Annotated in this window: 23 protein-coding genes; 8 read left to right on the forward strand and 15 right to left on the reverse strand. The window is 66.0% G+C overall.

What is annotated here, in order from left to right:
- Positions 1-135: 135 nt before the first annotated feature.
- From M1L61_RS16430 to rlmD, 3 genes are all read right to left on the reverse strand, one after another.
- Positions 136-831 carry a DsbA family oxidoreductase gene (locus tag M1L61_RS16430; RefSeq protein ID WP_043402358.1) on the reverse strand — a complete coding sequence of 232 codons (696 nt, stop codon included), beginning with the start codon at positions 829-831 and terminating at the stop codon, positions 136-138.
- Positions 832-943: 112 nt separating this feature from the next.
- Positions 944-1,429 carry a CYTH domain-containing protein gene (locus M1L61_RS16435; protein WP_043402365.1) on the reverse strand — a complete coding sequence of 162 codons (486 nt, stop codon included), beginning with the start codon at positions 1,427-1,429 and terminating at the stop codon, positions 944-946.
- A gap of 30 nt (positions 1,430-1,459) precedes the next feature.
- Positions 1,460-2,794: a 23S rRNA (uracil(1939)-C(5))-methyltransferase RlmD gene (rlmD, locus tag M1L61_RS16440; RefSeq protein WP_248853787.1), complete on the reverse strand. Its 1,335-nt coding sequence runs from the start codon at positions 2,792-2,794 to the stop codon at positions 1,460-1,462.
- Between the two features lie 127 nt (positions 2,795-2,921).
- On the opposite strand from rlmD, the gene M1L61_RS16445 reads away from it, so the two are divergent.
- Positions 2,922-3,650: a response regulator gene (locus M1L61_RS16445; RefSeq protein WP_010482825.1), complete on the forward strand. Its 729-nt coding sequence runs from the start codon at positions 2,922-2,924 to the stop codon at positions 3,648-3,650.
- A gap of 432 nt (positions 3,651-4,082) precedes the next feature.
- Here the strand turns inward: M1L61_RS16445 and M1L61_RS16450 are convergent.
- From M1L61_RS16450 to rpoE, 10 genes are all read right to left on the reverse strand, one after another.
- A protein-coding gene (locus M1L61_RS16450; protein ID WP_099560046.1) for an IS3 family transposase occupies positions 4,083-5,434 on the reverse strand; the annotation gives its coding sequence in 2 pieces (ribosomal slippage) (positions 4,083-4,987 and positions 4,987-5,434; 1,353 coding nt in all).
- A gap of 172 nt (positions 5,435-5,606) precedes the next feature.
- Complete coding sequence (gene recO / locus M1L61_RS16455) at positions 5,607-6,326, reverse strand: DNA repair protein RecO (RefSeq protein ID WP_010482824.1); 720 nt, start codon at positions 6,324-6,326, stop codon at positions 5,607-5,609.
- Positions 6,327-6,344: 18 nt separating this feature from the next.
- A complete protein-coding gene (era, locus tag M1L61_RS16460; protein WP_010482823.1) occupies positions 6,345-7,241 on the reverse strand; it encodes a GTPase Era in 897 nt (298 codons plus the stop codon).
- Positions 7,238-7,918: a ribonuclease III gene (gene rnc, locus M1L61_RS16465; RefSeq protein WP_010482822.1), complete on the reverse strand. Its 681-nt coding sequence runs from the start codon at positions 7,916-7,918 to the stop codon at positions 7,238-7,240. Before rnc ends, era begins: the two co-directional genes overlap by 4 nt.
- Positions 7,908-8,291, reverse strand: a complete 384-nt coding sequence (locus M1L61_RS16470; RefSeq protein ID WP_010482821.1) for a DUF4845 domain-containing protein — start codon at positions 8,289-8,291, stop codon at positions 7,908-7,910. The genes rnc and M1L61_RS16470 overlap by 11 nt, the downstream gene beginning before the upstream one ends.
- A 52-nt stretch (positions 8,292-8,343) precedes the next feature.
- The gene (gene lepB, locus M1L61_RS16475) at positions 8,344-9,138 is read right to left on the reverse strand and encodes a signal peptidase I (protein WP_032129848.1); all 795 of its coding nucleotides are present in this window, start codon (positions 9,136-9,138) and stop codon (positions 8,344-8,346) included.
- A gap of 54 nt (positions 9,139-9,192) precedes the next feature.
- Positions 9,193-10,986, reverse strand: a complete 1,794-nt coding sequence (gene lepA, locus M1L61_RS16480; protein WP_010482819.1) for a translation elongation factor 4 — start codon at positions 10,984-10,986, stop codon at positions 9,193-9,195.
- A 180-nt stretch (positions 10,987-11,166) separates the two neighbouring features.
- Positions 11,167-12,702, reverse strand: a complete 1,536-nt coding sequence (locus M1L61_RS16485; protein ID WP_043402378.1) for a DegQ family serine endoprotease — start codon at positions 12,700-12,702, stop codon at positions 11,167-11,169.
- Positions 12,703-12,776: 74 nt separating this feature from the next.
- The gene (locus M1L61_RS16490) at positions 12,777-13,658 is read right to left on the reverse strand and encodes a sigma-E factor negative regulatory protein (RefSeq protein WP_248853788.1); all 882 of its coding nucleotides are present in this window, start codon (positions 13,656-13,658) and stop codon (positions 12,777-12,779) included.
- On the reverse strand, positions 13,655-14,275 hold the full coding sequence (gene rpoE / locus M1L61_RS16495) for an RNA polymerase sigma factor RpoE (protein WP_010482816.1): 621 nt from the start codon (positions 14,273-14,275) through the stop codon (positions 13,655-13,657). Before rpoE ends, M1L61_RS16490 begins: the two co-directional genes overlap by 4 nt.
- A 235-nt stretch (positions 14,276-14,510) precedes the next feature.
- On the opposite strand from rpoE, the gene M1L61_RS16500 reads away from it, so the two are divergent.
- The 4 genes from M1L61_RS16500 (at position 14,511) to M1L61_RS16515 (ending at position 19,580) form a co-directional block, all read left to right on the forward strand.
- On the forward strand, positions 14,511-16,574 hold the full coding sequence (locus M1L61_RS16500) for a 3-hydroxyacyl-CoA dehydrogenase NAD-binding domain-containing protein (RefSeq protein WP_043402385.1): 2,064 nt from the start codon (positions 14,511-14,513) through the stop codon (positions 16,572-16,574).
- Positions 16,575-17,222: 648 nt separating this feature from the next.
- Positions 17,223-18,086: a pirin family protein gene (locus tag M1L61_RS16505; protein WP_248853789.1), complete on the forward strand. Its 864-nt coding sequence runs from the start codon at positions 17,223-17,225 to the stop codon at positions 18,084-18,086.
- A gap of 121 nt (positions 18,087-18,207) precedes the next feature.
- Positions 18,208-18,927, forward strand: coding sequence for an aquaporin Z (gene aqpZ / locus M1L61_RS16510; protein WP_019338641.1), 720 nt, complete (start codon positions 18,208-18,210; stop codon positions 18,925-18,927).
- A gap of 194 nt (positions 18,928-19,121) precedes the next feature.
- Positions 19,122-19,580, forward strand: coding sequence for a hypothetical protein (locus M1L61_RS16515; protein ID WP_010482811.1), 459 nt, complete (start codon positions 19,122-19,124; stop codon positions 19,578-19,580).
- Positions 19,581-19,708: 128 nt separating this feature from the next.
- Here the strand turns inward: M1L61_RS16515 and M1L61_RS16520 are convergent, their stop codons facing one another.
- Positions 19,709-20,560: a pirin family protein gene (locus M1L61_RS16520; protein WP_054172300.1), complete on the reverse strand. Its 852-nt coding sequence runs from the start codon at positions 20,558-20,560 to the stop codon at positions 19,709-19,711.
- 215 nt (positions 20,561-20,775) lie between these two features.
- On the opposite strand from M1L61_RS16520, the gene M1L61_RS16525 reads away from it, so the two are divergent.
- Both M1L61_RS16525 and M1L61_RS16530 read left to right on the forward strand, forming a co-directional pair.
- Positions 20,776-22,857, forward strand: a complete 2,082-nt coding sequence (locus tag M1L61_RS16525; RefSeq protein ID WP_248853790.1) for a carbon starvation CstA family protein — start codon at positions 20,776-20,778, stop codon at positions 22,855-22,857.
- Positions 22,857-23,081, forward strand: a complete 225-nt coding sequence (locus M1L61_RS16530) for a CstA-like transporter-associated (seleno)protein (RefSeq protein ID WP_005410613.1) — start codon at positions 22,857-22,859, stop codon at positions 23,079-23,081. The genes M1L61_RS16525 and M1L61_RS16530 overlap by 1 nt, the downstream gene beginning before the upstream one ends.
- Positions 23,082-23,574: 493 nt before the next feature.
- On the opposite strand, the gene M1L61_RS16535 is transcribed toward M1L61_RS16530, so the two are convergent.
- Positions 23,575-24,825 carry a DUF819 family protein gene (locus tag M1L61_RS16535; RefSeq protein WP_010482808.1) on the reverse strand — a complete coding sequence of 417 codons (1,251 nt, stop codon included), beginning with the start codon at positions 24,823-24,825 and terminating at the stop codon, positions 23,575-23,577.
- A gap of 135 nt (positions 24,826-24,960) precedes the next feature.
- On the opposite strand from M1L61_RS16535, the gene M1L61_RS16540 reads away from it, so the two are divergent.
- Positions 24,961-25,350 (forward strand): VOC family protein, encoded by a 390-nt coding sequence (locus M1L61_RS16540; protein WP_010482807.1) that lies wholly within the window; start codon positions 24,961-24,963, stop codon positions 25,348-25,350.
- Positions 25,351-25,415 lie beyond the last annotated feature (65 nt).

Raw genomic sequence — 25,415 nt, forward strand, 5'->3', positions numbered from 1 at the left:
GCAGTGCCGCATTGTCGCAGAACCGGCCGACAGGCGCAGTGGTCAGAAAAAGGGGACGGAGGGGATCAAGGCGCAATCGACCCAGGTGGGCTGGATACCTCTTGATCCCCTCCGTCCCCTTTTGGGGGGGGCAGGTCAGACCTTGCAGCCGTCCGGGCCGCAGGCCTCGTCGCCGTCAGCCGACGCTGCCGGAGCGCCCTGTTCGGCCGCGATCTGGCGCAGGGCGTTGGCGAAGGCCTCCGGCGGCTGTGCCCCGGAAATGGCCCACTTCCCATCGATGACGAAGGTCGGCACCGAAGAAACGCCCAATGCATGGGCCTGCGCCAGCTTGGCTTCGACCTCGGCCAGGCCGCGGTCGGAGGCCAGCATCTGCGCGATTTCGCCGGCGTCGAGGCCGCCCGCCACGCCGGCCTTGATCAGCACCGCGGGGTCGGCCAGGTTCTGGCCGTGCTCGAAGTGAGCGCGGAACAGAGCCTCGCCGACCGCATCCTGCACGCCATGCTCGCCGGCCAGCCACAGCACCCGGTGCGCCGGCAGCGTGGTCACCCGCACCTGGCCCTGGCTGAAGTCCATCGGCAGGCCCTCGGCACGCGCGGTGGTCTGGGTCTGGCCGAGGATCTGCTCGGTACGCTCGACGCCCCCGAACTTGCGCACGTAGGCCTCGCGCAGCGGCACCGGGGTGGCGTCCGCATCCGGATCCAGCTGGAACGGCTGCCAGTGGATATCGAGTTCAGGCGCGTTCGCGCCCAGCAACTGCACGCCCTGCTGGAAACGATGCTTGCCGATCCAGCACCAGGGGCAGACCACGTCGGAGTAGATATCGATTCTCATCCCCACGACATGGGGCCCGCCTCCCTCGTTAAAAGGGGACGGAGGGGACTAAGTCGGTTCCCGCACAGGTGGGGTAAAGACGACTTAATCCCCTCCGTCCCCTTTTTGGGGTTCACCACTGTGAATAGGGGTGACTGGCCAGCGCGACGTTGTAGTAGCGCGCATCGTCGGTGACTTCGGCACCCACCCAATCCGGCAGGTCGATCGCCTGGTCGGCGCTGTCCAGCTCGACCTCGGCCACCACCAGGCCGGCGTTGTCGCCGAGGAACTCGTCCACCTCCCAGGTCAGGCCGGCGTGTTCGACCAGATGACGGCGTTTGTCGATCAGACCACCCACGCACAACGCCAGCAGTGCGCGTGCATCGTCCACCGGGATCGGGTAATCGAACTCCTGGCGGGTATGGCCGATGGTGCGCGACTTCAGGTTCAACGCGGCGTGGTCGCCTTCGATGCGCACCCGCACCGAGGCGTTCTGGGTGCCGCGGTCAAGCGCCCCCATGTCGTTGATGTAGCCCTGCGCCATCGGGATCACCCGGTGCGCGGCGGCGCGCCAGCCATCGCTGCTGACGAGGAATTTGCGTTCGATTTCGATGCCCATCGCACCATTATGCGCGATGGGCATGACAGATCAGCGCTTCTCGAACACCGCGATGCTTTCCACGTGTGCGGTGTGCGGGAACATGTCCATGGCACCGGCGCTGACCAGGGTGAAGCCCTGTTCGTTGACCAGATAGCCGGCATCGCGGGCCAGCGAGCCCGGGTGGCAGCTGACGTAGACGATGCGCTTGAACTGCTTCAGCGGCAGCTGCTGCAGCACTTCGATCGCGCCCGAGCGCGGCGGGTCCAGCAGCAGCTTGTCGAAGCCCTGGCGCATCCACGGCGTGCTGCGCTGGTCCTGGGTCAGGTCGGCGCTGAAGAACTGGGCGTTGGCCAGGCCATTGCGCTCGGCGTTCTCACGGGCACGCGCGACCAGGCCGGCATCGCCTTCCACGCCGACCACTTCGCGCACGCGGCGCGCCAGCGGCAGGGTGAAATTGCCCAGGCCGCAGAACAGGTCCAGCACGCGCTCGTCCTCACCCGGTTCCAGCAGGTCCAGGGCGTGGGCGATCATCTTCTCGTTGAGCTTGGCATTGACCTGGATGAAGTCCAGCGGGCGGAACGCCAGTTCCACGTCCCACGGCGCCAGCCGGAACGACAGCGGCACGCCCTGCCCGTCCAGCGGCTGCACGGTGTCCACGCCGCCGGACTGCAGGTAGATCACGAAGCCATGCTGCTGGCCGAAGGCGGCCCAGGCCGCACGATCGGCGTCGCTGAGCGGCTGCAGGTGGCGCACGGTCAGGACTACGGCCTGGTCACCGGCGATGAACTCGATCTGCGGGATGTCACACTTGCCATCGAGCGATTCGATGAAGGTGGACAGCGCCTCGACCTTGGTGCCGATCTCCGGGATCACGGTCAGGCACTGGCTGAGGTCGGCGACGAAACGCGGATCCTGTTCACGGAAGCCGACCAGGGTCTTGTCCTTCTTCTCGACCCGGCGCACCGAGAAGCGGCCCTTGCGCCGGTAGCCCCAGCTCTCGCCGACCAGCGGCGCCAGCACGGTTCCCGGCTTCACGTGGCCGATGCGCTCCAGGTTGTCCATCAGCACGCGCTGCTTGGCCACGATCTGCTGGTCTTCGTCCAGGTGCTGCAGCACGCAGCCGGCACAGGTGCCGAAGTGCGGGCACTTCGGGGTGACGCGCTGCGGCGAGGCCTTCAGCACTTCCACCGTGCGCGCTTCGTCGAAATGGCGGCTGCGGGCGGTCTGTTCGGCCATGACCACCTCACCCGGCAGTGCGCCGCTGACGAAGGTGACCTTGCCGCCCTCACCCTCACGGCGGGCGACGCCGCGACCATCATGGCTGAGGTCGAGGATCTCGGTCTGGAACGGGGTACGGTCGATGCGGGAGCGGGATCGGGCCACGTGGCAACAGGCTGCGGGCAAAAATGGGGGCGTATTGTCGCAGATCCTGACCGGCAGGGCCCGGACCCGCTTGCGCCCGCCGCCGCCGTGCTTGATGATTGCAACAGCTGACATGGAGGCAGCCCTGATGCAGATGACCCCGCGGGCCAGCCGGCCCCGCTTCCTGCTTGTCGAGGACGACATCATCAGCCGCGGTTTTTTCAAGGCGGCGTTGGAAACGTTACCGGCGGACGTGGACACCGCAGATTCACTGGCCAGTGCGCTGGCGAGCGCCGAACCCGGCGCGCATGACCTGTGGCTGATCGACGTCAACCTGCCGGACGGCAATGGCGCGCAGCTGCTGCGCGAACTGCGCCGTTCACACCCCGATACCCCGGCGTTGGCGCATACCGCCGACGGCGACACCTCCATCCATGCCCGCCTGCGTGAAGCTGGCTTCAGCGACACGCTGGTCAAGCCGCTGGGCCGCGACCAGTTGCTGAAAGCCGTGCGCCGCGCGCTGGTGAACAGCCCCGCGGGGATCTTCGTTGCGCCGGCTCCGGCTGCGGTCGAGCTGCAGGTGCAGGACTGGGACGAGACCGCGGCACTGGCCGCGCTCAATGGCCAGCGCAACCACCTGATAGCCCTGCGCGAGCTGTTCCTGGCCGAGTTGCCGGGGGTACGCGACGCGGTCGAGCAGGCCGTGGACCAGCACGACGAGCGCCAGCTGCGCAGCCAGCTGCACCGGTTGCAGGCCAGTTGTGGCTTCGTCGGCGCGGCACGGCTGGGACGCGCGGTGCGGCAGCTGCATCACGCGCCGGAGTCCGGGCAGGCCCAGGACGGGTTCCGCGCGGCGGTGGCAGCGCTCCTGCACTGAGGGGGGGGCGGCAGGGCTTGCAGCCCTGCACCTGCTTCAAGCCAGAGCAACAGCCGAAGCAACGGCAACAGCAGCCATCCCGTGGGATGGCGGGGCACTGTGGGTATGCGGGGACGGCGCAAGTACGTCCATGTAGCCTTGGTCGCGCCATCCATGGCGCTCACACCCCGCAAACCCACAGTGCCCCGCCTTCGACAGTTGACCGGTGGCCAGTAGATCCACGCCATGCGTGGATGAATCTCTGTCAGATATCGAAATTCAAACTGGGGTCAGATCCGTTTTCCTTCGGAAAACGGATCTGACCCCGTCGGCATGTCCAACAGCTCGCAAGAATCTGTCGAAGGCGGGGTGGGTCCGGTTGCGGGAGTGTCCGCGGCATGGATGCCGCGGCCAAGCCCCCAAGGTGAAGTGACCCCCGAGACTTGGACGGGGTCAAGCGGCCGATTGGGCCTGCTCCCGGTACTTTACCGGGCTCAGGCCTTTCAGTTTCAGTTTGATGCGCTCTTCGTTGTAGTACTGGATGTATTCCACCAGCCCAGCCTCCAGACTCTCGATGCTGTCAAAGCTGTTCAGATAGAAGAACTCCGACTTCAGCGTCCCGAAAAAGCTCTCCATTGCCGCATTGTCCAAGCAGTTGCCACGCCGGGACATGCTTTGCTTCAACGAGTGCTTTTCCAGCATGTGCCGGTAGTTTTCATGCTGGTACTGCCAGCCCTGGTCAGAATGGATCATGGGGCGCTCATCCGGGGAAAGCTTGCTGATGGCCTCCTCCAGCATCTGACCCACCAGATCGAACACGGGCTGGCGCTTGATCTGATAAGCCACGATTTCACCGTTGTAGAGGTCCATGATCGGCGACAGGTACAGCTTCATGCCCTGCACCTTGAACTCGGTCACGTCAGTCACCCACTTCTGGTTGGGCCGCTCGGCCTGGAACTCACGATTGAGGTCATTGCCAACCACAATATTGGCCGCCCCCTTGAAGGCCCGATAGCGCTTCACGCGCACGCGCGATTTCAGGCCCATCTCCCCCATCAGGCGCTGTACCCGCTTGCGATTGGTCCGATGGCCCTGATTGGCCAATTCCAGCGTTACCGTGCGATAGCCATAGCGCCCTTGGCTTTGATCGTAGATTGCACGGATGCGCTCGCGCAGATCTGCCTCGTCCTGATCCGGATGGGCCAGGACATGGTTCTGGTAATAGAACGTACTGCGTGACAGCTCTGCCGCTTCGAGCAGAAGCGACAGCGTATGAACCTGCCTCAATCCTTGGATGGCTTGCGCTTTGCGTCTCGCGCCGCCTGCTCTTCCCGGATCAAGGCATCGAGTTTTTTTAGGTAGTCGGTCTCCGCGCGCAGATAGGCGACTTCCTTGAGCAGCTCATCGCGGCTCATATCCTCAGGTGGCTTGGACGAACGGGTCTTTTTCATCGGCTTTCGGGGCGGCGGCAGGGGCGGTGCCAACGCTTGGGCACCGCCCTGAGCATACAGGCGCCGCCACTGCCCCACTGCGCCGGCATCACCAATCTGAAAGTAGGTGGTGGCTTCGCGCCCGGACATGCCGTCCTGGCTCATCTTCTCCAGGACAGCCAGCTTGAACGCGAGGTCATAGGACCGGGCCTGGCGGTGAAACCCGCGCCAACCGTGCAGCCGATAGGTCGCCACCCAGCGCCTGACCGTGGAAAACTCCAGGCTGTGGCGACGAGCAACGGCTTTGACCGATGTGGAGGTCTTGCAGGCCTCTTTGGCGACCTGCAGTTTGAAACGCGCGTCGTATCTGTTCATGTATCCCTCGGGGTTGGATCTGGTGTCCAACTCCCGGGGGTCACTTCAAGGACGGGTTTACGGCGTCTCCCGCAACCGGACCCACCCCGCCGACCCACGGATAACCAGCTTTTGCTTTTGACGTTGACGTTGATTCGGCAGGTGCAGGGCTGCAAGCCCTGCCGAACATCCCCTACCTGCGGGGCGCGAGCTGCTCGAGCATTTCCCAGGACTTCAGGCCGCGGGCGCCCAGGTGATGGGCCAGCACCCGCCGCATCGGCAGACGCAGGCTGGCCAGGTCGGCGGCATGGGGCTCTTCGTCGGCCGCCAACGCCAGCAGCGCCGAGCCAGTCGCCGCCGCCCGGCGTTCCCCACCGCGCTCGCTCAGCAGGCGCTGCGCGCCTTCCTGCGGATCCAGTTCGTAGCGCGCGGCCGGGTCGATCGGCTGGCCGTCGCTCGCGCTGTCCAGATCGAAACCCAGGCCCAGCGCGGACAGCAGCTCGCGTTCGAAGCGACGCAGGGTCCAGGCCAGGCCGGCGCCCACGGCCAGCCGCGCACGTGCCTCGCCGTAGGCCAGGTACAACTCAGGCAGCGGGTCCTGGCGCGGGGCCAAGCGCAGGGTCAGTTCACTCAGGTAGAAGCCGGCCAGCATCGCCTGGCCGACCAGGCGTGGCGCGGCATCCAGCGCCTCGGCACCCCGCAGCTGGGCCAGTTCGCCCCGCTGCTGGGCACTGAAGCGGATCCACTGCAGCGGCTGCAGAGCAGCGCGCAGCACCTGTCCCTTGGCGGTGGATACGCCACGCGCGAGCAGGCCGATCCGGCCATGCTGCGCACTCAACACTTCGACCAGCAGACTGGTCTCGCGGTAGGCCCGTGCGTGCAGCACGAAGCCAGTGTCGTCCTCGATCATCATCGAAGCGACCGCAACGGCTTACTCGTAACCGAAGGCCTTCAGTGCGGCCTCGTCGTCGGACCAGCCTTCACGCACGCGCACCCAGGTCTCCAGGAACACCTTGGCTCCGAACAGACGTTCCATCTGCAGGCGGGACTTGGCACCAATCTCCTTCAGCCGGGTGCCACCCTTGCCGATCACGATCGCCTTCTGGCCCTCGCGCTCGACCCAGATCACCGCGCCGATGCGCAGCAGGTTGCCATCTTCGGTGAAGCGCTCGATTTCCACGGTGGTCGCGTACGGCAGTTCCTCGCCGAGCTGGCGCATCAGCTGCTCACGCACCAGCTCGCCGGCCAGGAAACGCTGGCTGCGGTCGGTGATCTCGTCTTCGCCGAACATCGGCGGCGCTTCCGGCAACAGCGCCAGTACGTCACGTACCAGTGCTTCCAGACCGTTGCGCTTCTGCGCCGAGATCGGGTGCACGGACGAGAAGTCGCGGCCGGCCGTGACTTCCTGCAGGAACGGCAGCAGCGCGCCCTTGTCCTTCAGACGGTCGATCTTGTTGACCACCAGCACCACCGGGATACCGGCGTCGCGCAGAACATTGAAGGCCAGGCTGTCTTCTTCGTCCCAGCGACCGGCTTCGATCACCAGCAGGCCGGCATCGACGCCTTCCAGCGAGCCGCGCGCGGCGCGGTTCATCACCCGGTTCATCGCCCGCTTCTGCACCTTGTGCAGGCCGGGGGTGTCGACCAGCACCAACTGGCCTTCCGGATAGGTGGCGATGCCCAGCAGGCGATGGCGCGTGGTCTGCGGGCGGTTGGAAACGATGCTGACCTTGGCGCCGACCAGGGCATTGGTCAGGGTCGATTTGCCCACGTTCGGGCGGCCGATGACGGCCACGCTGCCGCAATGATGGGAAGTTTGTTCGCTCACTTGGAATCCAGTTGTTCTAGGACGGCTGCAGCCGCCTGTTGTTCGGCAAGCCGCCGCGAGGCGCCTTCGCCCTCGATGCTGGCGGCCGGGTCGGCTACGTTGCAGCGTACCCGGAAGTGCTTGGCGTGGTCGTCACCGGATTCTGACACCAGTTCATACTGCGGCAACGCCTTCTGTCGGGCCTGCAGCCATTCCTGCAGGCGGGTCTTGGGGTCCTTCTCGGGTCGGCCGGAGGCCGGCAGCGCCTCGATCGAAGCACTGAACCAGGGCAGTACCACCGCCCGGCAGGCCTCGAAGCCGGCATCCAGGTAGATCGCGGCCACCACGGCTTCCACCGCATCGGCCAGGATCGAGTCGCGGCGATGACCGCCGGACTTCATTTCGCCCGGGCCCAGGGTCAGCCGCTCGCCCAGTTCCAGGGTGCGCCCGATCACCGCCAGCGCGCCTTCACGCACCAGCTCGGCACGGGCACGGGTCATCGCCCCTTCGTCAGCCTTGGGCCAACGTCGGTACAACGCCTCGGCCGCCATCATGTTGACGATGCTGTCGCCGAGGAACTCCAGGCGCTCGTTGTGCGGCGCACCGGCACTGCGATGCGTCAGCGCCTGCTTGAGCAGGGCCGGGTCGCTGAAGGCATGACCAATCAGGTCGCCACGTTGGATGAATTTACTGGGCACCGCTTCGTGTCAGGTCCTGGGAAGAATCGAATTTGCCAACCACATCGAGGTTGCCGATCAGCTGACGGCGCACTTCGTAGTTGACCTTGAGGGTCCAGCCATTGTCGCGACGGTCGAACTTCACGTTGGCCGGCTTCACATTGTCCGAGTAGTTGATGTACAGGCGCTTGAAGAACAGGTCCTGGATGCGCGCCGGCTCCATGCTGCCCACGCCCGGCTCGTTGGCCAGGCTTTTCATCGCCGAGCGCACCGCGTAGTACTCCTGGTACATCGGGAACAGCTTCATGCCGATGTAGAGGAAGAAGCCAACCACGATCAGGACCGTCAGGAACGAGGTCAGGGTCATGCCACGCTGCGTGTTCATCGTCTTCATTGCGTTCTCCCCAGATACGCGTTGGATGTGAAAATACCCGGTTGATGCCCGGTCAGTTGATGCTCGAGCCGATCCGCGACGGCTCGAAGCCATCCTTGCAGAACCAGCCCTGGCAGTTCAGCCAGATCAGGAAGGCCTTGCCGCGCAGGTTCTCTTCTGGCAGCAGGCCCCAGAAACGGCCATCGTCACTGTTGTCACGGTTGTCGCCCATCACCAGGTACTTGCCGGCCGGCACGGTCCACTGGCCCTGGCCACGCGGATAGTCGGTCTCCAGCACCGTGTGGGTGCGGCCCGGCAGGTGCTCGACCAGCAGGTTGGCGCCCTCGCCCTGGCCCTTGTGGCCGGCGTAGATGCCCTTGTTGTCGTACTTCAGCGGCTCGCCGTTGAGGATCACGCCGTCGCCTTCGAAGACCACGGTGTCACCCGGCACGCCGATCACGCGCTTGATGAAATTCTCGCCCTTGGCCGGATCGTTCTCGCCATGGCCGGGGAAGTGGAACACCACCACGTCACCACGCGAGGGCTCGCCAACCGGCACGAACTTGGTGTTGCTGATCGGCAGGCGCAGGCCGTAGGAGAACTTGTTGACCAGGATGAAATCGCCGATCAGCAGGTTCGGCATCATCGAGCTGGACGGGATCTTGTACGGCTCGGCGATGAAACTGCGCACGATCAGCACGATCGCCAGCACCGGGAAGAACGCACGCGAGTAGTCCACCAGCACCGGCTCGGAATCGAGCAGGCCGGCGCGCTGGGCGCGCCGCTTGGCAAGGTACAGCTTGTCCGCGAGCAGGATCAGGCCCGAGGCCAGGGTCAGCACGACCAGGAGGATCTCAAACAGTTTCATTCAGGGTCCTTTGCAACGTCACCGGACGACCGGCCCCGCAGGGCCGGTGCGGGCTTACTTGTTGTCCATCTGCAGCACGGCCAGGAACGCTTCCTGCGGGATCTCCACGCGGCCGACCTGCTTCATGCGCTTCTTGCCTTCCTTCTGCTTTTCCAGAAGCTTCTTCTTGCGCGAAACGTCGCCACCATAGCACTTGGCCAGCACGTTCTTGCGCATGGCCTTGACCGTGGTACGGGCGATGATCTGCGAGCCGACGGCGGCCTGGATGGCCACGTCGAACATCTGGCGCGGGATCAGGTCCTTCATCTTCTCGCAAAGCTCGCGGCCGCGGCGGTCGGCATGGCTGCGGTGCACGATCAGCGACAGCGCATCGACCTTGTCACCGTTGATCAGCACATCCACGCGCACGAACGGACCGGCGTCGAAGCGCACGAAGTGGTAGTCCAGCGAGGCATAGCCACGGCTGACCGACTTCAGCTTGTCGAAGAAGTCCAGCACCACTTCGGCCATCGGCAGCTCGTAGCTGATCTGCACCTGGCTGCCCAGGTAGTTGATGCCGATCTGGCTGCCGCGCTTTTCTTCGCACAGCTTGATGATGTTGCCGATGTACTCCTCGGGGGTGAGCACGTTGGCACGGATGATCGGCTCGCGGATCTCCTCGACCTGGTTCACCGGCGGCAGCTTGGCCGGGTTGTCCATGTTGATGATCGAGCCATCGGTCTTCAGGACTTCATACACCACCGTCGGCGCGGTGCTGATCAGGTCCAGGTTGTATTCGCGCTCCAGGCGCTCCTGCACGATTTCCATGTGCAGCATGCCGAGGAAACCGCAGCGGAAGCCGAAGCCCATCGCCTCGGAGCTTTCCGGCTCGAAGCGCAGCGCGGCATCGTTCAGGCGCAGCTTGTCCAGCGCTTCGCGCAGGTCCGGATAGTCCTCGGCATCGACCGGGAACAGGCCGGCGAACACGCGCGGCTGCATTTCCTGGAAGCCCGGCAGTGGCTTCGGTGCCGGGTCGCCGGCCAGGGTCAGGGTGTCGCCGACCGGCGCACCGTGCACGTCCTTGATGCTGGCGGTGACCCAGCCCACTTCACCTGCACGCAGCGCCGGCAGCACCTTGCGCTTCGGGGTGAACACGCCGACGTTGTCGACCTGGTGGTTGCGGCCGGTGGACATCACCTGCAGCTTGTCACCGGCCTTGATCTCGCCCTGCATCACGCGCACAAGCGAGACCACGCCCAGGTAGTTGTCGAACCAGGAGTCGATGATCAGCGCCTGCAGCTTCTCGGTGTCGCGCGGCTTCGGCGGCGGAATGCGGTGCACGATCGCTTCCAGCACGTCCTGCACGTTCAGGCCGGTCTTGGCACTGACCGGCACGGCGTCGGAGGCGTCAATGCCGATCACGGCCTCGATTTCGGCCTTGGCGCGCTCGATGTCGGCGGTGGGCAGGTCGATCTTGTTGATCACCGGCACCACTTCCAGGCCCTGCTCCACGGCGGTGTAGCAGTTGGCCACCGACTGCGCTTCCACGCCCTGGGCCGCATCGACCACCAGCAGCGCGCCTTCGCAGGCGGCCAGCGAGCGGCTGACTTCATAGGAGAAGTCGACGTGGCCGGGGGTGTCGATGAAGTTCAGATGGTAGGTCTGCCCGTCCTTGGCCAGGTACGGCAGCGACACCGACTGCGCCTTGATCGTGATGCCACGCTCGCGCTCGATCGGGTTGGAGTCGAGCACCTGCGCTTCCATCTCGCGGGCCTGCAGGCCACCACAGAGCTGGATGATGCGGTCGGCCAGCGTGGACTTGCCGTGGTCGACATGGGCGATGATGGAGAAGTTGCGGATGTTCCGCATCGAATCAGAAGACATAGGTGGCGGCGGCGCGCGGCGTCGTCAGGGTAACGGTCGATTATCGCATGCCCGGCGCCCGCCCGCGAAAACGGCCTCATCGGACCGGGTCCGGAACGGCCGAAGCCCCGCCGGGGCGGGGCTTCGGAGGAGAAGCAGGGGCCGCCGAAGCGGCCCCGGCAGGCCTTACTGGCCGGCCTTGACCGCTACGAACGCGCTGTTGCCGCTGCCGGTGCGTACCAGCAGCATCACCACGTCGCCCTTCTTGTAGCTGGACAGCGCGCGGTTCAGCGCGTCCACGCTGCCGACCTGGGTGCTGGCCACCTGCAGGATCACCATGCCCGGAGACAGGCCCGCATCACGCGCGCCCTGGCCCTTGACCCCGGTGATGCGCACGCCTTCGCCCGATTCCAGGCCCAGCTGCTTGCGCTGCGGCGCGGTCAGGTCACTGACGTCCAGCCCCAGCAGGGCATTGGCGCCGGCCTGCGGCGCCGCATCGCTGTCGCCGGTGGCCGGGCCACGCGAACTGGCCTGCCCGTCTTCGGTCAGGGCGGTCAGGGTGGCGCTGAGGTCACGCGGCTTGCCATCTCGGATCACGCCCAGGGTGACCCGGCTGCCCGGTGCCATCGCGCCGATCAGCGGCGGCAGGTCGGACCAGCTGTTGACCGGCGCGCCGTTCACCGAGCGGATCACATCGCCGATCTTCACCCCGGCCCGGGCTGCAGCCGAATCCGGCACGATCTGGTTGACCAGGGCGCCGCGGCTGTCCGGCAGGCCCATCGCCTGCGCCTTCAGGCCGTCGATTTCCTGCACCACCGCGCCGAGCTGGCCGCGGGTGACCTTGCCGGTCTTCTTGATCTGCTCGACCGCACTCATCGCCAGGTCGATCGGGATCGCGAAGCTGATGCCCATGTAGCCGCCCGACGCGGAGAATATCTGCGAATTGATGCCGACCACTTCGCCACGGGTGTTCAGCAGCGGGCCACCGGAGTTGCCCTGGTTGATCGCCACGTCGGTCTGGATGAAGGGCACGTAACGCTGGTCCGGACCGCCGGTGCTGCGGCCGAGGGCGCTGACCACGCCGGCAGTGACCGAGTGATCGAGGCCGAACGGCGAGCCGATCGCGACCACCCACTGACCCGGCTTGAGGGAGTTGGAGTCGCCAACGCGCACGGTCGGCAGGTTCTTGCCGTCGATCTTCAGCAGTGCGACATCGTACTGCTGGTCGCTGCCCACCACTTTCGCGGTGAACTCACGGCGGTCACCCAGCTTGACCTTCACCTCGCTGGCATCGGCCACCACGTGGTAGTTGGTCAGCACATAACCATCGGGCGAGATGATGAAGCCCGAGCCCATGCCGCGGCCCTTGATGCTGGGGCCACCGTCCGGGCCGCCCGGGCCCTGCCCCGGCATCGGGAAATCCGGACCGAAGAAGCGGCGGAAGAACTCCGGCATGTCATCGCCGCCGCCCATCGGGCCCCGTGAGGCCTGGCGGTTGTTGCGGACGATGGTGGTGTCGACGTTGACCACGCCAGGCCCGACCTGTTCGACCAGATTGGTGAAGTCAGGCAGGCCCGTGACCAGCGGCTGGGCCGGCGCCCGCGGCGCGGCGGCCGGCGCGGCCTGGGTCTGGGCGGCCGGAGCCGGGGCCTGCGCGCAGGCCATCAACGGCAGGGTCAGGGCCAGCAGGCCCATGGCCTGCGTGCGGAGTCGGGGAGTCATCGGACGGCAACCTCCGGATCGGATGGAAAGAGGAATACGGGCCCCGCCGACGGCGGGGCATGAAAGCGCCCGGCTCAGTCGCGCGGGCGCGGCGGCACCGGCAGGTCGTCCTGCAGGCGCGGCTCGAACGGGTAGAACGCCGCGCCCCCGGCATGGGCCGGGAAGCTCGCATTGAGCGCGCCGCCGGCAGCGGGCGCCAGGCTGGAGCGCGGCCACGGTCGCGCCTGCAGGCCACCGACCTCACCGAACGGCATGTTGCGGCTGGCATTGGCCGGCACGGTCGGGGTCAACGGTGCCTGTGCGGCGGCCACAGCGCGTTGCGGCATGTCCTCACGCTGGGCGGCACGCGCGGCCTGCTGGCTGCGGGTAACGCTGGCGCGACGGGTGTCCTGGCGACGGCTGGACGCAGCCATGGCCACTGCCGGTACACCGGCCACGGCCATTGCGGCGCCATCCACCGAAGCTTCGGTCACCGGAGCCGGCGTCGTCGGTGCCGGCGCGAGTTCGGCCTGGCTGGCGATCACCTGCGGTGCCGACGGCTCGCCCGGGGTGGCCTCCTTCAGCTTCTCACCGCCCATGAACAGGGCCACCGCCGCCACCGATGCGGCCAGTGCGGCGCCACCGCCCCAGGCCCGCCAACCACTACGGCGTACCTGACGACGCGGCTCGGCCTGCGGCGCCGGTTCGGCGGCGATGGCGGCGGCCACGGCCGCGCTGAAGCCGGCCGGCGCCAGCGCCGAGGCCTGTCCGCGCATCACGTCGCCCAGCAGCTGCCAGCGTTCCTGGCAGCCGGCCAGCTCGGGGTCGTGCTCCATCCGGCGCAGCAGGAAGCGCGCTTCATCGGCGCCCAGCTCGCCATCGACCAGGGCCGACAGCTGCTCGCGATGGCGCTGGTCCAGGCGCTGCCCGGCGGGCGATTGGTGGTTCTGCGATTCGTTGAACGGATTACTGGTCATACGCGGCTCTTCTCACGGGTGGCGCTGCCGATGTCCAACAGCGGCCGGAGTTCGGTGTCGATCGCCTCGCGCGCCCGGAAGATCCGTGAGCGCACGGTGCCGATCGGGCACCCCATTTTCTGCGCGATATCCTCGTAACTCAGGCCTTCCACCTCGCGCAGGGTGATCGCCAACCGGAGCTCTTCCGGCAGCGCGTTGACGGCCTTCATTACCGTCTGTTCCAGTTCCTGGCGCATCAACTCGCGTTCGGGCGTGTCGGTGTCGCGCAGGCGCGTCCCGCTGTCGAACTGTTCGGCATCCCCGATGTCGATGTCATCGGTCGGCGGTCGGCGATTGTGTGAAGCCAGGTAGTTTTTGGCGGTATTCACGGCGATTCGATGCAACCAGGTTGAGAACTGGGCATCGCCACGGAAACTTCCGATCGCGCGGTAGGCACGGATGAAAGTGTCCTGGGCGACGTCCTGACATTCGCTCCAGTCGGCGATGTAGCGACCGACAAGGGCCACCACGCGATGCTGGTACTTGCGCACCAGGACATCAAACGCGGCGCTCTCGCCGTGCTGCACGCGCCGGACCAGTTCCAGATCCAGCTCCTGAGGTGTATCAACATCGGCCATGAGGGGCCGCACTCCTGTCAGCCCAACCGACGTCGGGCAATGAGACTGCCAATCCCGGGAAAAGTTCAGTCGCCGATCACCTGGCGCCGCACCAGCTTTTAACCACCGTTCCGTTAGCGTTCCGGTCCACGGCCATGGATCCGGGGTCGCCACTCCCCTGCTATTGGGATTTGACGCGGGGGAAACAACCTCTGGATCATAGCCGCTTCTCCATACACAACCGGATGGAACGTCCATGCTCTCAGGCTTCGATGGTCTCCGCTTCAGCCACTGGCACCCCGAGATCCGCGACGACGGCGTGGTGGTTCTCTCCCTGGATCGTCAGGACAGCAGCGTCAACGCCATGTCGCAGGACGTGCTGCTGGAACTGGGCGACCTGCTCGAGCGCATTGCACTGGACCCGCCCAAGGGCGTGGTGATCCAGTCGCTGAAGAAGGCCGGCTTCATTGCCGGTGCGGACCTGAAGGAGTTCCAGGAGTTCGACCGCCGCGGCACCGTCAACGACGCCATCCGCCGCGGCCAGGCCACTTACCAGAAGCTGGCCGAGCTGCCCTGCCCGACCGTGGCGGCCATCCACGGCCACTGCCTGGGCGGCGGCACCGAACTGGCACTGGCCTGCCGCTACCGCGTGGCCTCCAATGACAGCAGCACGCGCATCGGCCTGCCGGAAACCCAGCTGGGCATCTTCCCCGGCTGGGGCGGCAGCGCGCGCCTGCCGCAGCTGGTCGGTGCGCCGGCAGCGATGGACATGATGCTGACCGGCCGCACCTTGTCGGCCTCGGCCGCGCGTGGCATCGGCCTGGTCGACAAGGTGGTGGCGCCGGCGGTGGTGCTCGACACCGCCGTGGCGCTGGCGCTGTCCGGCACCACCCGCCCGTTCAAGCAGCGCGCGACGGCCTGGGCCACCAACACCTGGCTGGCACGCACTTTGCTGGCACCGCAGATGGTCAAGCAGGTCGCACGCAAAGCCAAGAAGGACCAGTACCCGGCGCCCTACGCGCTGATCAGCACCTGGCAGCGCAGCGGCGGCAAGCCGATCCAGGCGCGCCTGGATGCCGAACGCCGCGCAGTGGTGAAGCTGGCCAGCACGCCGACCGCGCGCAACCTGATCCGCATCTTCTTCCTGACCGAGCGCCTGAAGGGCCTGGGCGGCGGTGACTCCGGCATCCGCCACGTGCACGTGGTCGGCGCCGGCGTGATGGGCGGCGATATCGCCGCGTGGGCCGCCTACAAGGGCTTCGAGGTGACTCTGCAGGACCGCGAGCAGCGCTTCATCGACCCGGCAATGGAACGCGCACAGGCGCTGTTCGCCAAGAAGGTGCGCGACGAGAGCAAGCGCCCCGCCGTGGCCGCGCGCCTGCGTGCCGATCTGGAAGGCAACGGCGTGGCCGAGGCCGACCTGGTGATCGAAGCAATCATCGAGAACCCGGAAGCCAAGCGTGCGCTGTACCAGACGCTCGAACCGAAGATGAAGCAGGACGCGCTGCTGACCACCAATACTTCGTCGATTCCGCTGGTGGAACTGCGCGACCACATCCAGCGCCCGGCGCAGTTCGCTGGCCTGCACTATTTCAACCCGGTTGCGCAGATGCCGCTGGTGGAGATCATTCATCACGACGGCATGGCGCCGGAGACCGAGCGCCGCCTGGCCGCGTTCTGCAAGGCGCTGGGCAAATTCCCCGTGCCGGTGGCCGGCAGCCCGGGCTTCCTGGTCAACCGCGTGCTGTTCCCGTACATGCTGGAAGCCGCCACCGCGTATGCCGAGGGCATTCCGGGCCCGGTGATCGACAAGGCCGCAGTGAAATTCGGCATGCCGATGGGCCCGATCGAACTGATCGACACCGTGGGCCTGGACGTGGCCGCAGGCGTCGGCCGCGAACTGGCGCCGTTCCTGGGCCTGCAGATTCCGGCCGCACTGCAGACGGTGGAACCGGACAAGCGTGGCAAGAAGGACGGCCAGGGCATCTACACCTGGGAAAACGGCAAGCCGAAGAAGCCGGACGTGGCCAGCGATTACCAGGCCCCGGCCGATCTGGAGGACCGCCTGATCCTGCCGCTGTTGAACGAGGCCGTGGCGTGCCTGCACGAGGGCGTGGTGGCCGATGCGGACCTGCTGGATGCGGGCGTGATCTTCGGTACCGGTTTCGCCCCGTTCCGTGGCGGTCCGATCCAGCACATCCGTGCGGTGGGTGCCGATGCGATTGTCGAGCGGTTGAAGGCATTGCAGCAGCGCCATGGCGACCGTTTCGCCCCGCGCCCCGGCTGGGACAACCCCGCCCTGCGCGAACCAGTGGTTTGAGTTTATCGGCCGGGCCTGCGGCCCGGCACCCGCAGAGGCAACCGCCGAAGCAAAAGCCAGAGCCAGAGCCAAAGCGGCTCTGGCTTTTCTGTTTGTTGGGCGGGGCGGTGTCGGGTTGCGGGGACGCCGTAAACCCGTCCTTGGGGGCTTGGCCGCGGCATCCATGCCGCGGACACCCCGCAACCCGACACCGCCCCACCCCTGACAGTTTCCCGGTGACGGTGGGTGAACTGCGATGGCTGGTAGATGTCGACGTTGGTCGGCACGGATCATTACGAACTGGTGGGTGTCGACCTTGGTCGACACCAGGAGCGAAGCGACCGGCGTTTGATTCTGACTTTGATTTTCTTTTTTCTTCTCCGTGGCTGGACGCACACGGAAACTGTCAGAGGCCGGGCGGGTGGGTGGCGCAGGGGCGTGAGCCGCATGGATGCGGCGATCGAGCTTACATGGACGTACTTGCAGCGCCCCCTGCGCCACCCACCCGCCCGGCCAAGCGCGGCTTCTGCTTTTGCCTTCAGCGACCAACCAGCCAGCCACGAGGGGCTGCGCCGTTGGCTGGAACAACCTGTTACCCATACGGGGCATGTGCCCGTCACAGCTGCATGCGATGCTGATCACCTGATCCCTGCCAGCGAGAACGCCCGCATGACCACCATCATCGCCCCGCGCGTGCACGACATCGGCGGCCTCGAAGTCCGTCGCGCCGTCCCCACCCTGCAGGCGCGCAGCATCGGCTCGTTCGTGTTCGTCGACCAGATGGGCCCGGCACTCATGCACCCCGGCACCGCCATCGACGTGCGCCCGCATCCACATATCGGCCTGGCCACCGTGACCTACCTGTGGTCGGGCGCGATCGGCCACCGCGACACGCTGGGGTCGGACCAGGTGATCCGTCCCGGTGACGTCAACTGGATGACCGCCGGCCGCGGCATCGCCCATTCCGAGCGCACGCCACAACCGGACCGCGACCATGACAACCCGATCCATGGCATGCAGACCTGGGTGGCGTTGCCGAAGTCGCATGAGGAAATCGAACCGGCCTTCTACCACCATGCCGCGGCCACCCTCCCCGAGCAGCGCCGCAATGGTGCCTGGCTGCGGGTGATCGCCGGGCGCGCCTATGGCGAGGAATCGCCGGTGAAGGTGTTCGCCGACACCCTCAACGTAGCGATCGACCTCGACCCGGATGCGGAGATCGATATCGACAATGGCCACCGCGAGCGCGCGTTGTACATCCTCGAAGGCGATGCGCAATTGGACGGCGTGGACATCCCCGCCCAGCACCCGGTGATCCCCGAAGCCGGTGCGATAGGTCGCCTGCGCGCGAAGACGCCGGTGAAGGCGATGCTGTTCGGTGGCGAGCCGCTGGATGGCCCGCGTCACCTGTGGTGGAACTTCGTGTCCAGCTCGAAGGAGCGCATCGAGCAGGCCAAGCACGACTGGGAGGCCGGTCGCTTCGGCACCATCCCGGGCGACGACAAGGAGTTCATCCCGCTGCCGCAGTACTGAACATCGCGTGTTGCACACATCCGAAGGTGTATCCCTGCACCCGGCGTTGACACTACAGTCACCCGCTGATCACTGAAATGTGACATAAATCACACTTTCAACCGTCAAAGGAGTGCAACACATGAGCATGGGTAAACGCTTGTCCGCCGAGTTCCTCGGCACGTTCTGGCTGGTTCTGGGTGGCTGTGGCAGCGCGGTGCTGGCCGCCAAGTTCGGTGGTGACGGCAATCCGCTGGGTATCGGTTTCCTCGGCGTGGCGCTCGCCTTCGGCCTGACCGTGGTGACCGGCGCCTATGCGTTCGGCCACATCTCCGGCGCGCACTTCAACCCGGCAGTCAGCGTCGGGCTGTGGGCTGGCGGCCGCTTCCCGACCAAGGACCTGGTGCCGTACATCATCGCCCAGGTCGCCGGCGGCCTGCTGGCCGGCTTCATCCTGCTGCAGATCGCCTCCGGCGCCAGTGGCTTCGCCATTGATGGCAGCCAGGCCGGTGCGTTCGCCAGCAACGGCTATGGCGCGCTGTCGCCCGGCGGCTACAGCGTTGCGGCCGCCTTCCTGTGCGAGGTGGTACTGACGGCGGTGTTCCTGATCGTGATCATGGGCGCCACCCATGGCAAGGCGCCTGCCGGCTTCGCGCCGCTGGCGATCGGCCTGTCGCTGACCCTGATCCACCTGATCAGCATCCCGGTCACCAACACCTCGGTGAACCCAGCCCGCTCCACGGCGGTGGCCTTCTTCGCCGGCAGCGGCGCGGTCAGCCAGTTGTGGCTGTTCTGGGTCGCTCCGCTGCTGGGCGGCGCGATCGGCGGCATCATTTACAAGTGGATCGGCAACGACCGCTGAGGCCTGCGGACCATTGCGGCCGACCTTCGGCCGCAATGGTTACGCTTGTAACCGCAATTTGTGCGATTGCTCACGTTCCGTTAAGGTTGAGTTGACCGTCCGTGCACATGCCGGCCGGGGTGGCATCCGGGGATGGGATGCCAAGGCTGCCGGTCCATCCGGCGGAGCCAACGACACACCACCTTGGGGGATGCATGAAGTTCGCGCCTGTAGTGTTGTCGAGCCTGCTGTTCGCTGCGGCCCAGGCCGCTGCGCAGGCTCCCACCGAATGTCCTTCATTGCCGGCCAGCAGTGGCCTGCAGTGGCAACAGCAGGCACAGGCCGATTTCCTGGTCTGCCGCGCCAGCACCGGGGACGGCCGCGAGGTACTGAGCCTGATGCTCAGTGCGCGCGATCCCAACCTTCCATTGAACCGCTCGCTGCGCCAGGAAAAGGGCAGCTTCGGCGGTGAGTCGCTGTACTGGTACCAGCCCGATCTGGGAGGCCAGCAGCCGCCCGGCTATGCCGAGCGCCGCATCAGTGTGGTCAAGCTCGACAAAGGGCGTTACGCGCAGATTTCGCTGTATCCGGACAGCGCCCAGGAACTGGGCTCGCTGCAGCAGCTGGCGCAGGGCATGAGCCTGACCCCGTCGGCCGTGGCCGCGGGGCGCTGAAGGTGACGGGGATGACTGCCTGGCAGCATCCCCGCAATGCGACCCGATCCGACGGTAGTGCCGGCCGCTGGCCGGCAAACGCTTCGATCCCGATCAGAAGAGGTTGCCGGCCAGCGGCCGGCACTCCCTCAGAACTTGCCTTCCTGGAAATCGACGAAGGCCTGCATCAGTTCCTGCCGTGTGTTCATCACGAACGGCCCGTGGCGCATCACCGGTTCGCGCAGCGGACGGCCGGCCACCAGGATCAACCGCGCACCTTCGCTGCCGGCCGAGATGTGCAACTGCTCGCCACCTCCCAGCACCGCCAGTTCCTGGCGGGCAACGTCGCGCGCGGCATCCTGCTCACCCACGGTCATCGCACCTTCGAACACGTAGGCAAACACGTTGTGCCCTTCCGGCAGCGCATAGGTCCAGGCACGGTCCGGCGCCAGCGTGATGTCGAGATAGAGCGGATCGGTGGCCGGCTGCACGATCGGGCCATCGGTGCCGTCCACGCTGCCAGCAATCACCTTCACCTCCACGCCCGGCTCCGGGTGCACCACGGGAATGCGCTCGGGCGCGAATTCCTGGTACTTCGGATCCGTCATCTTGTCCTTCGCCGGCAGGTTCACCCACAACTGGAAGCCGCGCATCTGCCCGCTTTCCTGCTCGGGCATTTCCGAATGCACCAGGCCGCGGCCTGCGGTCATCCACTGCACGCTGCCAGGGGTCAGCAGGCCTTCGTTGCCGTGGTTGTCGCGATGCCGCATGCGGCCGTCGAGCATGTAAGTGACGGTCTCGAAACCACGATGCGGATGCTCCGGGAAGCCGGCGATGTAGTCCTCGGCACGGTCGGTGCCGAATTCATCGAGCAGCAGGAACGGATCCAGGTCCGGCAGCGTCGGGCCACCAATGACGCGGGTCAGGCGCACGCCGGCACCGTCGGAGGTGGGCATGCCACGGATGGTCCGCAGCACGCGGACCGGTTCGGGAAAGCTCATGGCGACTCCTGTTGGATGGATGCCACTGAAGATGGACGCCACACGGCTGCACGCCAATGGACGGCGCCGCAACCGATTGTTCCATCCCTGATGTTCGCTGCACGTCAGCACAACAAACGTACGACCAAAGTACTACCGCCGATTCGTCCTGTGCCAATTGACCCTGTCGAGGGCACGCGGGACTCTTTGTCTGTCTTTCCGGGAGAGAGCACCTCATGAAAGGGTTTTCCAAACTGGGCTGGGCGGTACTCGCCCTGCTCGGCGCATTCTGTCTGGGCACCGTGGCCCTGCGCCGCGGCGAACACATCAACGCACTGTGGATCGTGGTGGCAGCGGTTTCGCTGTACCTGGTCGCCTACCGCTTCTACAGCCTGTCCATCGCCAACAAGGTGATGCAGCTGGATCCGACCCGGGCCACCCCGGCGGTGATCAACAACGATGGCCTGGACTACGTGCCGACCAACAAGCACGTGCTGTTCGGCCACCACTTTGCCGCCATCGCCGGTGCCGGCCCGCTGGTCGGCCCGGTGCTGGCCGCGCAGATGGGCTACCTGCCGGGCCTGCTGTGGCTGGTGGTGGGCGTGGTGCTGGCCGGTGCGGTGCAGGACTTCATGGTCCTGTTCCTGTCCAGCCGCCGCAACGGTCGCTCGCTGGGCGATCTGGTGCGGGAAGAGATGGGCCAGGTGCCCGGCACCATTGCGTTGTTCGGTGCGTTCCTGATCATGATCATCATCCTGGCGGTACTGGCGATGGTGGTGGTCAAGGCGCTGGCCGAAAGCCCGTGGGGCATGTTCACGGTGATCGCGACGATGCCCATCGCGATCCTGATGGGCGTGTACATGCGCTACATCCGCCCCGGCAAGATCGGCGAGATCTCGGTGGTCGGCCTGATCCTGCTGCTGGCTGCGATCTGGTACGGCGGCAAGGTCGCCGCCGACCCGGTCTGGGGCCCGGCGTTCACCTTCACCGGCACCCAGATCACCTGGATGCTGATCGGCTACGGCTTCGTCGCCTCGGTGCTGCCGGTGTGGCTGCTGCTGGCCCCGCGTGATTACCTGTCGACCTTCCTCAAGATCGGCACCATCATCGCGCTGGCCATCGGCATCCTGGTGGTGATGCCGGAACTGAAGATGCCGGCGCTGACCCAGTTCGCCGCCAGCGGTGATGGTCCGGTGTGGAAGGGCGGCATGTTCCCGTTCCTGTTCATCACCATCGCCTGCGGTGCGGTCTCTGGTTTCCATGCCCTGATTTCCTCGGGCACCACGCCGAAGCTGCTGGCCAATGAAGCGCACATGCGCTACATCGGCTACGGCGGCATGCTGATGGAATCGTTCGTAGCGGTGATGGCACTGGTGGCCGCATCGATCATCGACCCGGGCATCTACTTCGCGATGAACAGCCCGGCCGCGGTGATCGGTGCCGACGCGGCCTCGGCGGCGCACTACATCACCAACACCTGGGGCTTCACCATCACCCCCGAACAGCTGACTGCGACCGCGGCGGCGATCGGCGAACCGACCATCCTGCATCGTGCCGGTGGTGCGCCGACACTGGCGGTGGGCATCGCGCAGATCCTGCACGAAGCAATTCCCAGTGGCAGCGACGCGATGATGGCGTTCTGGTACCACTTCGCGATCCTGTTCGAGGCGTTGTTCATCCTGACCGCGGTGGACGCCGGTACCCGCGCCGGACGCTTCATGCTGCAGGACCTGCTGGGCAACTTCGTGCCGGCCCTGAAGAAGACCGAGTCGTGGACCGCCAACATCATCGGTACCGCAGGCTGCGTGGCGCTGTGGGGCTACCTGCTCTACACCGGCGTGGTCGATCCTTTCGGTGGCATCCAGACACTGTGGCCGCTGTTCGGCATCTCCAACCAGATGCTGGCCGGTATCGCGCTGATGCTGGGCACGGTGGTGCTGTTCAAGATGAAGCGTGACCGCTATGCGTGGGTTACCGCAGTACCGGCAATGTGGCTGCTGATCTGCACCACCTACGCCGGCTTCATCAAGATCTTCGACAGCAACCCGGCACAGGGCTTCCTGGCACAGGCACACAAGTTCCAGGCCGCGCTCGCCAGCGACACCATCACCGCACCGGCCAAGTCAGTGGCGCAGATGAAGCAGATCGTGGTCAACGCCTACGTCAACACCGGCCTGACCGCGCTGTTCCTGCTGGTGGTGGGCGCGGTGCTGGTGTATTCGATCAAGACCATCCTGGCGGCCCGCCGCAATCCGCAGCGCAGCGACCGCGAGACCCCGTACGTGGCACTGAAACCGCATGAAATGGTGGATCTGTGATGAGTACGCAACTGGTTCCCGCCGGCCAGTACCAGGCCCACCGCCGCATCTGGCGGCGCCTGGTGCAGACCGCACGGCTGTGCTGTGGCATTCCTGATTACGACAACTACGTCCGGCACATGCTGGAAAAGCATCCGGACCAGGAGCCGATGGACTACAAGACGTTCTTCCGCGAACGCCAGGAAGCGCGTTACGGCGGTCGCAACGGTGGCCGCTGCTGTTGAGGGTTGGGTGCCGGGCTTGCAGCCCGGCGCCCGCAGAAGCCCGAGCAACTACAAACTGCAACTGCAACTGCAACTGCTGGAGCGTCGGCTCTGGGTTTCTGTTTGCTTGGCGGGGCGGTGTCGGATTGCCGGTGACGGCGAGATACATGCGGGGTCAGATCCGTTTTCCGAAAGAAGACGGATCTGACTCCATTTTATTTATCGATATCTGACAGAAAAATGGTGTCGACCAAGGTCGACACCTACCAAAAGCCGCGCGTACCAGCAGTCGCCGTTACCCACAGCCGCGTGAACCTGTCGAAGGCGGGTGGGTCCGGTTGAGGGGGCGTGAGCGCCATGGATGGCGCGACCGAGGCTACATGGACGTATTCACGCCGTCCCCCTCAACCGGACCCACCCCGTCATCACACGGAATGCCGCTCTGGCTTTTGATGTTGAGGTTGCCGACCAGCGGCCGGCACTACCGCGGGTGCCGGGCGCCTGGCTGGCCTCCTCAGCCGGTGGCCATCCACTTCAGGATCAGGCCGGTGACATACGCCAGGCCGGTACCAGTGGCATAGCCCACCGTGCCCAACAGCACGCCCACCGGGGCCAGCGTCGGATGGAACGCCGCTGCCACCACCGGCGCAGAGGCCGCAGCGCCGATGTTGCCCTGCGAGCCAATGGCGAAGAAGAACAGCGGCGCGCGCAGCAGCTTGGCCACGACCCACAGCACCAGCACGTGCGTGGCCATCCAGATCGCACCGAGCAGGAACAGCCATGGCCGGTCCAGCAGCGACAGCAGGTTCATCTGCATGCCGATGCAGGCGATCAGGAAGTACAGGAACACTGTGCCCAGCCGCGATGCACCGGCCGCTTCAAGCCGACGTGCGCGGGTAAAACTCAGGCCCAGGCCCATCGCGGTGGACAGCAGGATCACCCACACGAACTGGCTGTCCAGGCTGAACTGGCTGGCCCAGCTGACATGGGCCTTGAACCAGCCCGCCAGCGGCGCGGCGATCGCGTGCGCCAGGCCGACGCCGCCCAAGGCCACGCCGACGATCACCATCAGGTCGGTCATGCTGGGAATGCGCGCGTTCTGCGCCTCGTAGGCACTGATGCGCGCCTTCATCTCGTCGATGGCACGGGTGTCGGCACCATTTCGGGTGTCGATCTGCTGTGCGCGGTTGGCCAGGAACAGCAGGATCGCCATCCACAGGCTGGCGCAGGCCACGTCGACCACGGCGAACTGGCCGAAGGTGGTGGCATCGGTGCCGAACACTTCGCGCATGGCGACCATGTTGGCGCCGCCACCGATCCAGCTGCCGGCCAGCGCCGCCATGCCCGCCCAGGTATCACCGGCCACGGTCTCCGGATGGATCAGCTTCATCAGCTGGAACGAGACGATAGCGCCGAGCATGATGCCGGCGGTACCGGCGCAGAACACGAGCAGCAGTTTCGGCCCGAGCTTGATGACGCCCTTCAGGTCGATCGACAGGGTCAGCAGGACCAGCGCGGCCGGCAGCAGCACGTCACGCGCGACCGGGTTGTACAGCGAGGTGTTGTGGCCATCGATGACACCAGCGGTGTTGTAGATGGCGGGGATGAAATAGCACAGCAGCAGTGCCGGCACCCAGGCGAAGATCTTCTTCAGCAGCGGGGTCGGACCACTGGCGGCCCAGAAGATCAGGGCCAGGGTGGCGGCAATCAGGCCCAGTCCAACGATGTCGTTGCTGATCAGGGCAGTAGCGGGTTCGGTCGGCACGGGATCCTCTGTCGATCGAAAGAGCGGAGAAAAAAAAGCGCCGCATAAAGCGGCGCAGGTCGAGATTAACATTGTCTTCACGCCGGGTCATGCTGCAGTGCCGACCACGCCTCCATCCCCTCAGGGAGCCCACTCATGCAGCTTGGCGCCTTTTCGGTCAGTCTCTCGGTGAAGGATCTCGCGGCCTCCCGTGCCTTCTACGAAGCCCTGGGCTTCTCGGTCACCGGCGGCGATCCAGCACAGAACTGGCTGGTGCTGCGCAGCAACGGCACCGTGATCGGCCTGTTCCAGGGCATGTTCGAGGGCAACCTGCTGACCTTCAACCCCGGCTGGGACCAGCACAAGCAGGAACTGACCCACTTCCAGGATGTGCGCGAGCTGCAGGCGGAGCTGGACGCCAGGGGCATCGCGCTGGCAGTCCGCACCGATCCCGATGGCCAGGGGACCGGCTACCTGCAGCTGGCCGATCCCGACGGCAACGTGATCCTGATCGACCAGCATGTGGCGCGGCCGAACGGGCGTTGACGCGGACAGCCATTGCGTGGGTAGGCGTCGACCTTGGTCGACGGGCAGCATGCCAACCAGGGTTG

The sequence above is a fragment of the Stenotrophomonas sp. NY11291 genome (genome assembly GCF_023277365.1).
GTDB classification, from domain to species: domain Bacteria; phylum Pseudomonadota; class Gammaproteobacteria; order Xanthomonadales; family Xanthomonadaceae; genus Stenotrophomonas; species Stenotrophomonas geniculata.

Excerpts from the sequence above, each read along its gene's own strand:
- M1L61_RS16430 (WP_043402358.1), bottom strand. The coding sequence starts at position 831 with ATGAGAATCGATATCTACTCCGACGTGGTCTGCCCCTGGTGCTGGATC.
- M1L61_RS16435 (WP_043402365.1), bottom strand. The coding sequence starts at position 1,429 with ATGGGCATCGAAATCGAACGCAAATTCCTCGTCAGCAGCGATGGCTGG.
- M1L61_RS16445 (WP_010482825.1), top strand. The coding sequence starts at position 2,922 with ATGCAGATGACCCCGCGGGCCAGCCGGCCCCGCTTCCTGCTTGTCGAG.
- recO (WP_010482824.1), bottom strand. The coding sequence starts at position 6,326 with ATGATGATCGAGGACGACACTGGCTTCGTGCTGCACGCACGGGCCTAC.
- M1L61_RS16470 (WP_010482821.1), bottom strand. The coding sequence starts at position 8,291 with ATGAAGACGATGAACACGCAGCGTGGCATGACCCTGACCTCGTTCCTG.
- lepB (WP_032129848.1), bottom strand. The coding sequence starts at position 9,138 with ATGAAACTGTTTGAGATCCTCCTGGTCGTGCTGACCCTGGCCTCGGGC.
- lepA (WP_010482819.1), bottom strand. The coding sequence starts at position 10,986 with ATGCGGAACATCCGCAACTTCTCCATCATCGCCCATGTCGACCACGGC.
- M1L61_RS16485 (WP_043402378.1), bottom strand. The coding sequence starts at position 12,702 with ATGACTCCCCGACTCCGCACGCAGGCCATGGGCCTGCTGGCCCTGACC.
- M1L61_RS16490 (WP_248853788.1), bottom strand. The coding sequence starts at position 13,658 with ATGACCAGTAATCCGTTCAACGAATCGCAGAACCACCAATCGCCCGCC.
- rpoE (WP_010482816.1), bottom strand. The coding sequence starts at position 14,275 with ATGGCCGATGTTGATACACCTCAGGAGCTGGATCTGGAACTGGTCCGG.
- M1L61_RS16500 (WP_043402385.1), top strand. The coding sequence starts at position 14,511 with ATGCTCTCAGGCTTCGATGGTCTCCGCTTCAGCCACTGGCACCCCGAG.
- M1L61_RS16505 (WP_248853789.1), top strand. The coding sequence starts at position 17,223 with ATGACCACCATCATCGCCCCGCGCGTGCACGACATCGGCGGCCTCGAA.
- aqpZ (WP_019338641.1), top strand. The coding sequence starts at position 18,208 with ATGAGCATGGGTAAACGCTTGTCCGCCGAGTTCCTCGGCACGTTCTGG.
- M1L61_RS16515 (WP_010482811.1), top strand. The coding sequence starts at position 19,122 with ATGAAGTTCGCGCCTGTAGTGTTGTCGAGCCTGCTGTTCGCTGCGGCC.
- M1L61_RS16520 (WP_054172300.1), bottom strand. The coding sequence starts at position 20,560 with ATGAGCTTTCCCGAACCGGTCCGCGTGCTGCGGACCATCCGTGGCATG.
- M1L61_RS16525 (WP_248853790.1), top strand. The coding sequence starts at position 20,776 with ATGAAAGGGTTTTCCAAACTGGGCTGGGCGGTACTCGCCCTGCTCGGC.
- M1L61_RS16530 (WP_005410613.1), top strand. The coding sequence starts at position 22,857 with ATGAGTACGCAACTGGTTCCCGCCGGCCAGTACCAGGCCCACCGCCGC.
- M1L61_RS16540 (WP_010482807.1), top strand. The coding sequence starts at position 24,961 with ATGCAGCTTGGCGCCTTTTCGGTCAGTCTCTCGGTGAAGGATCTCGCG.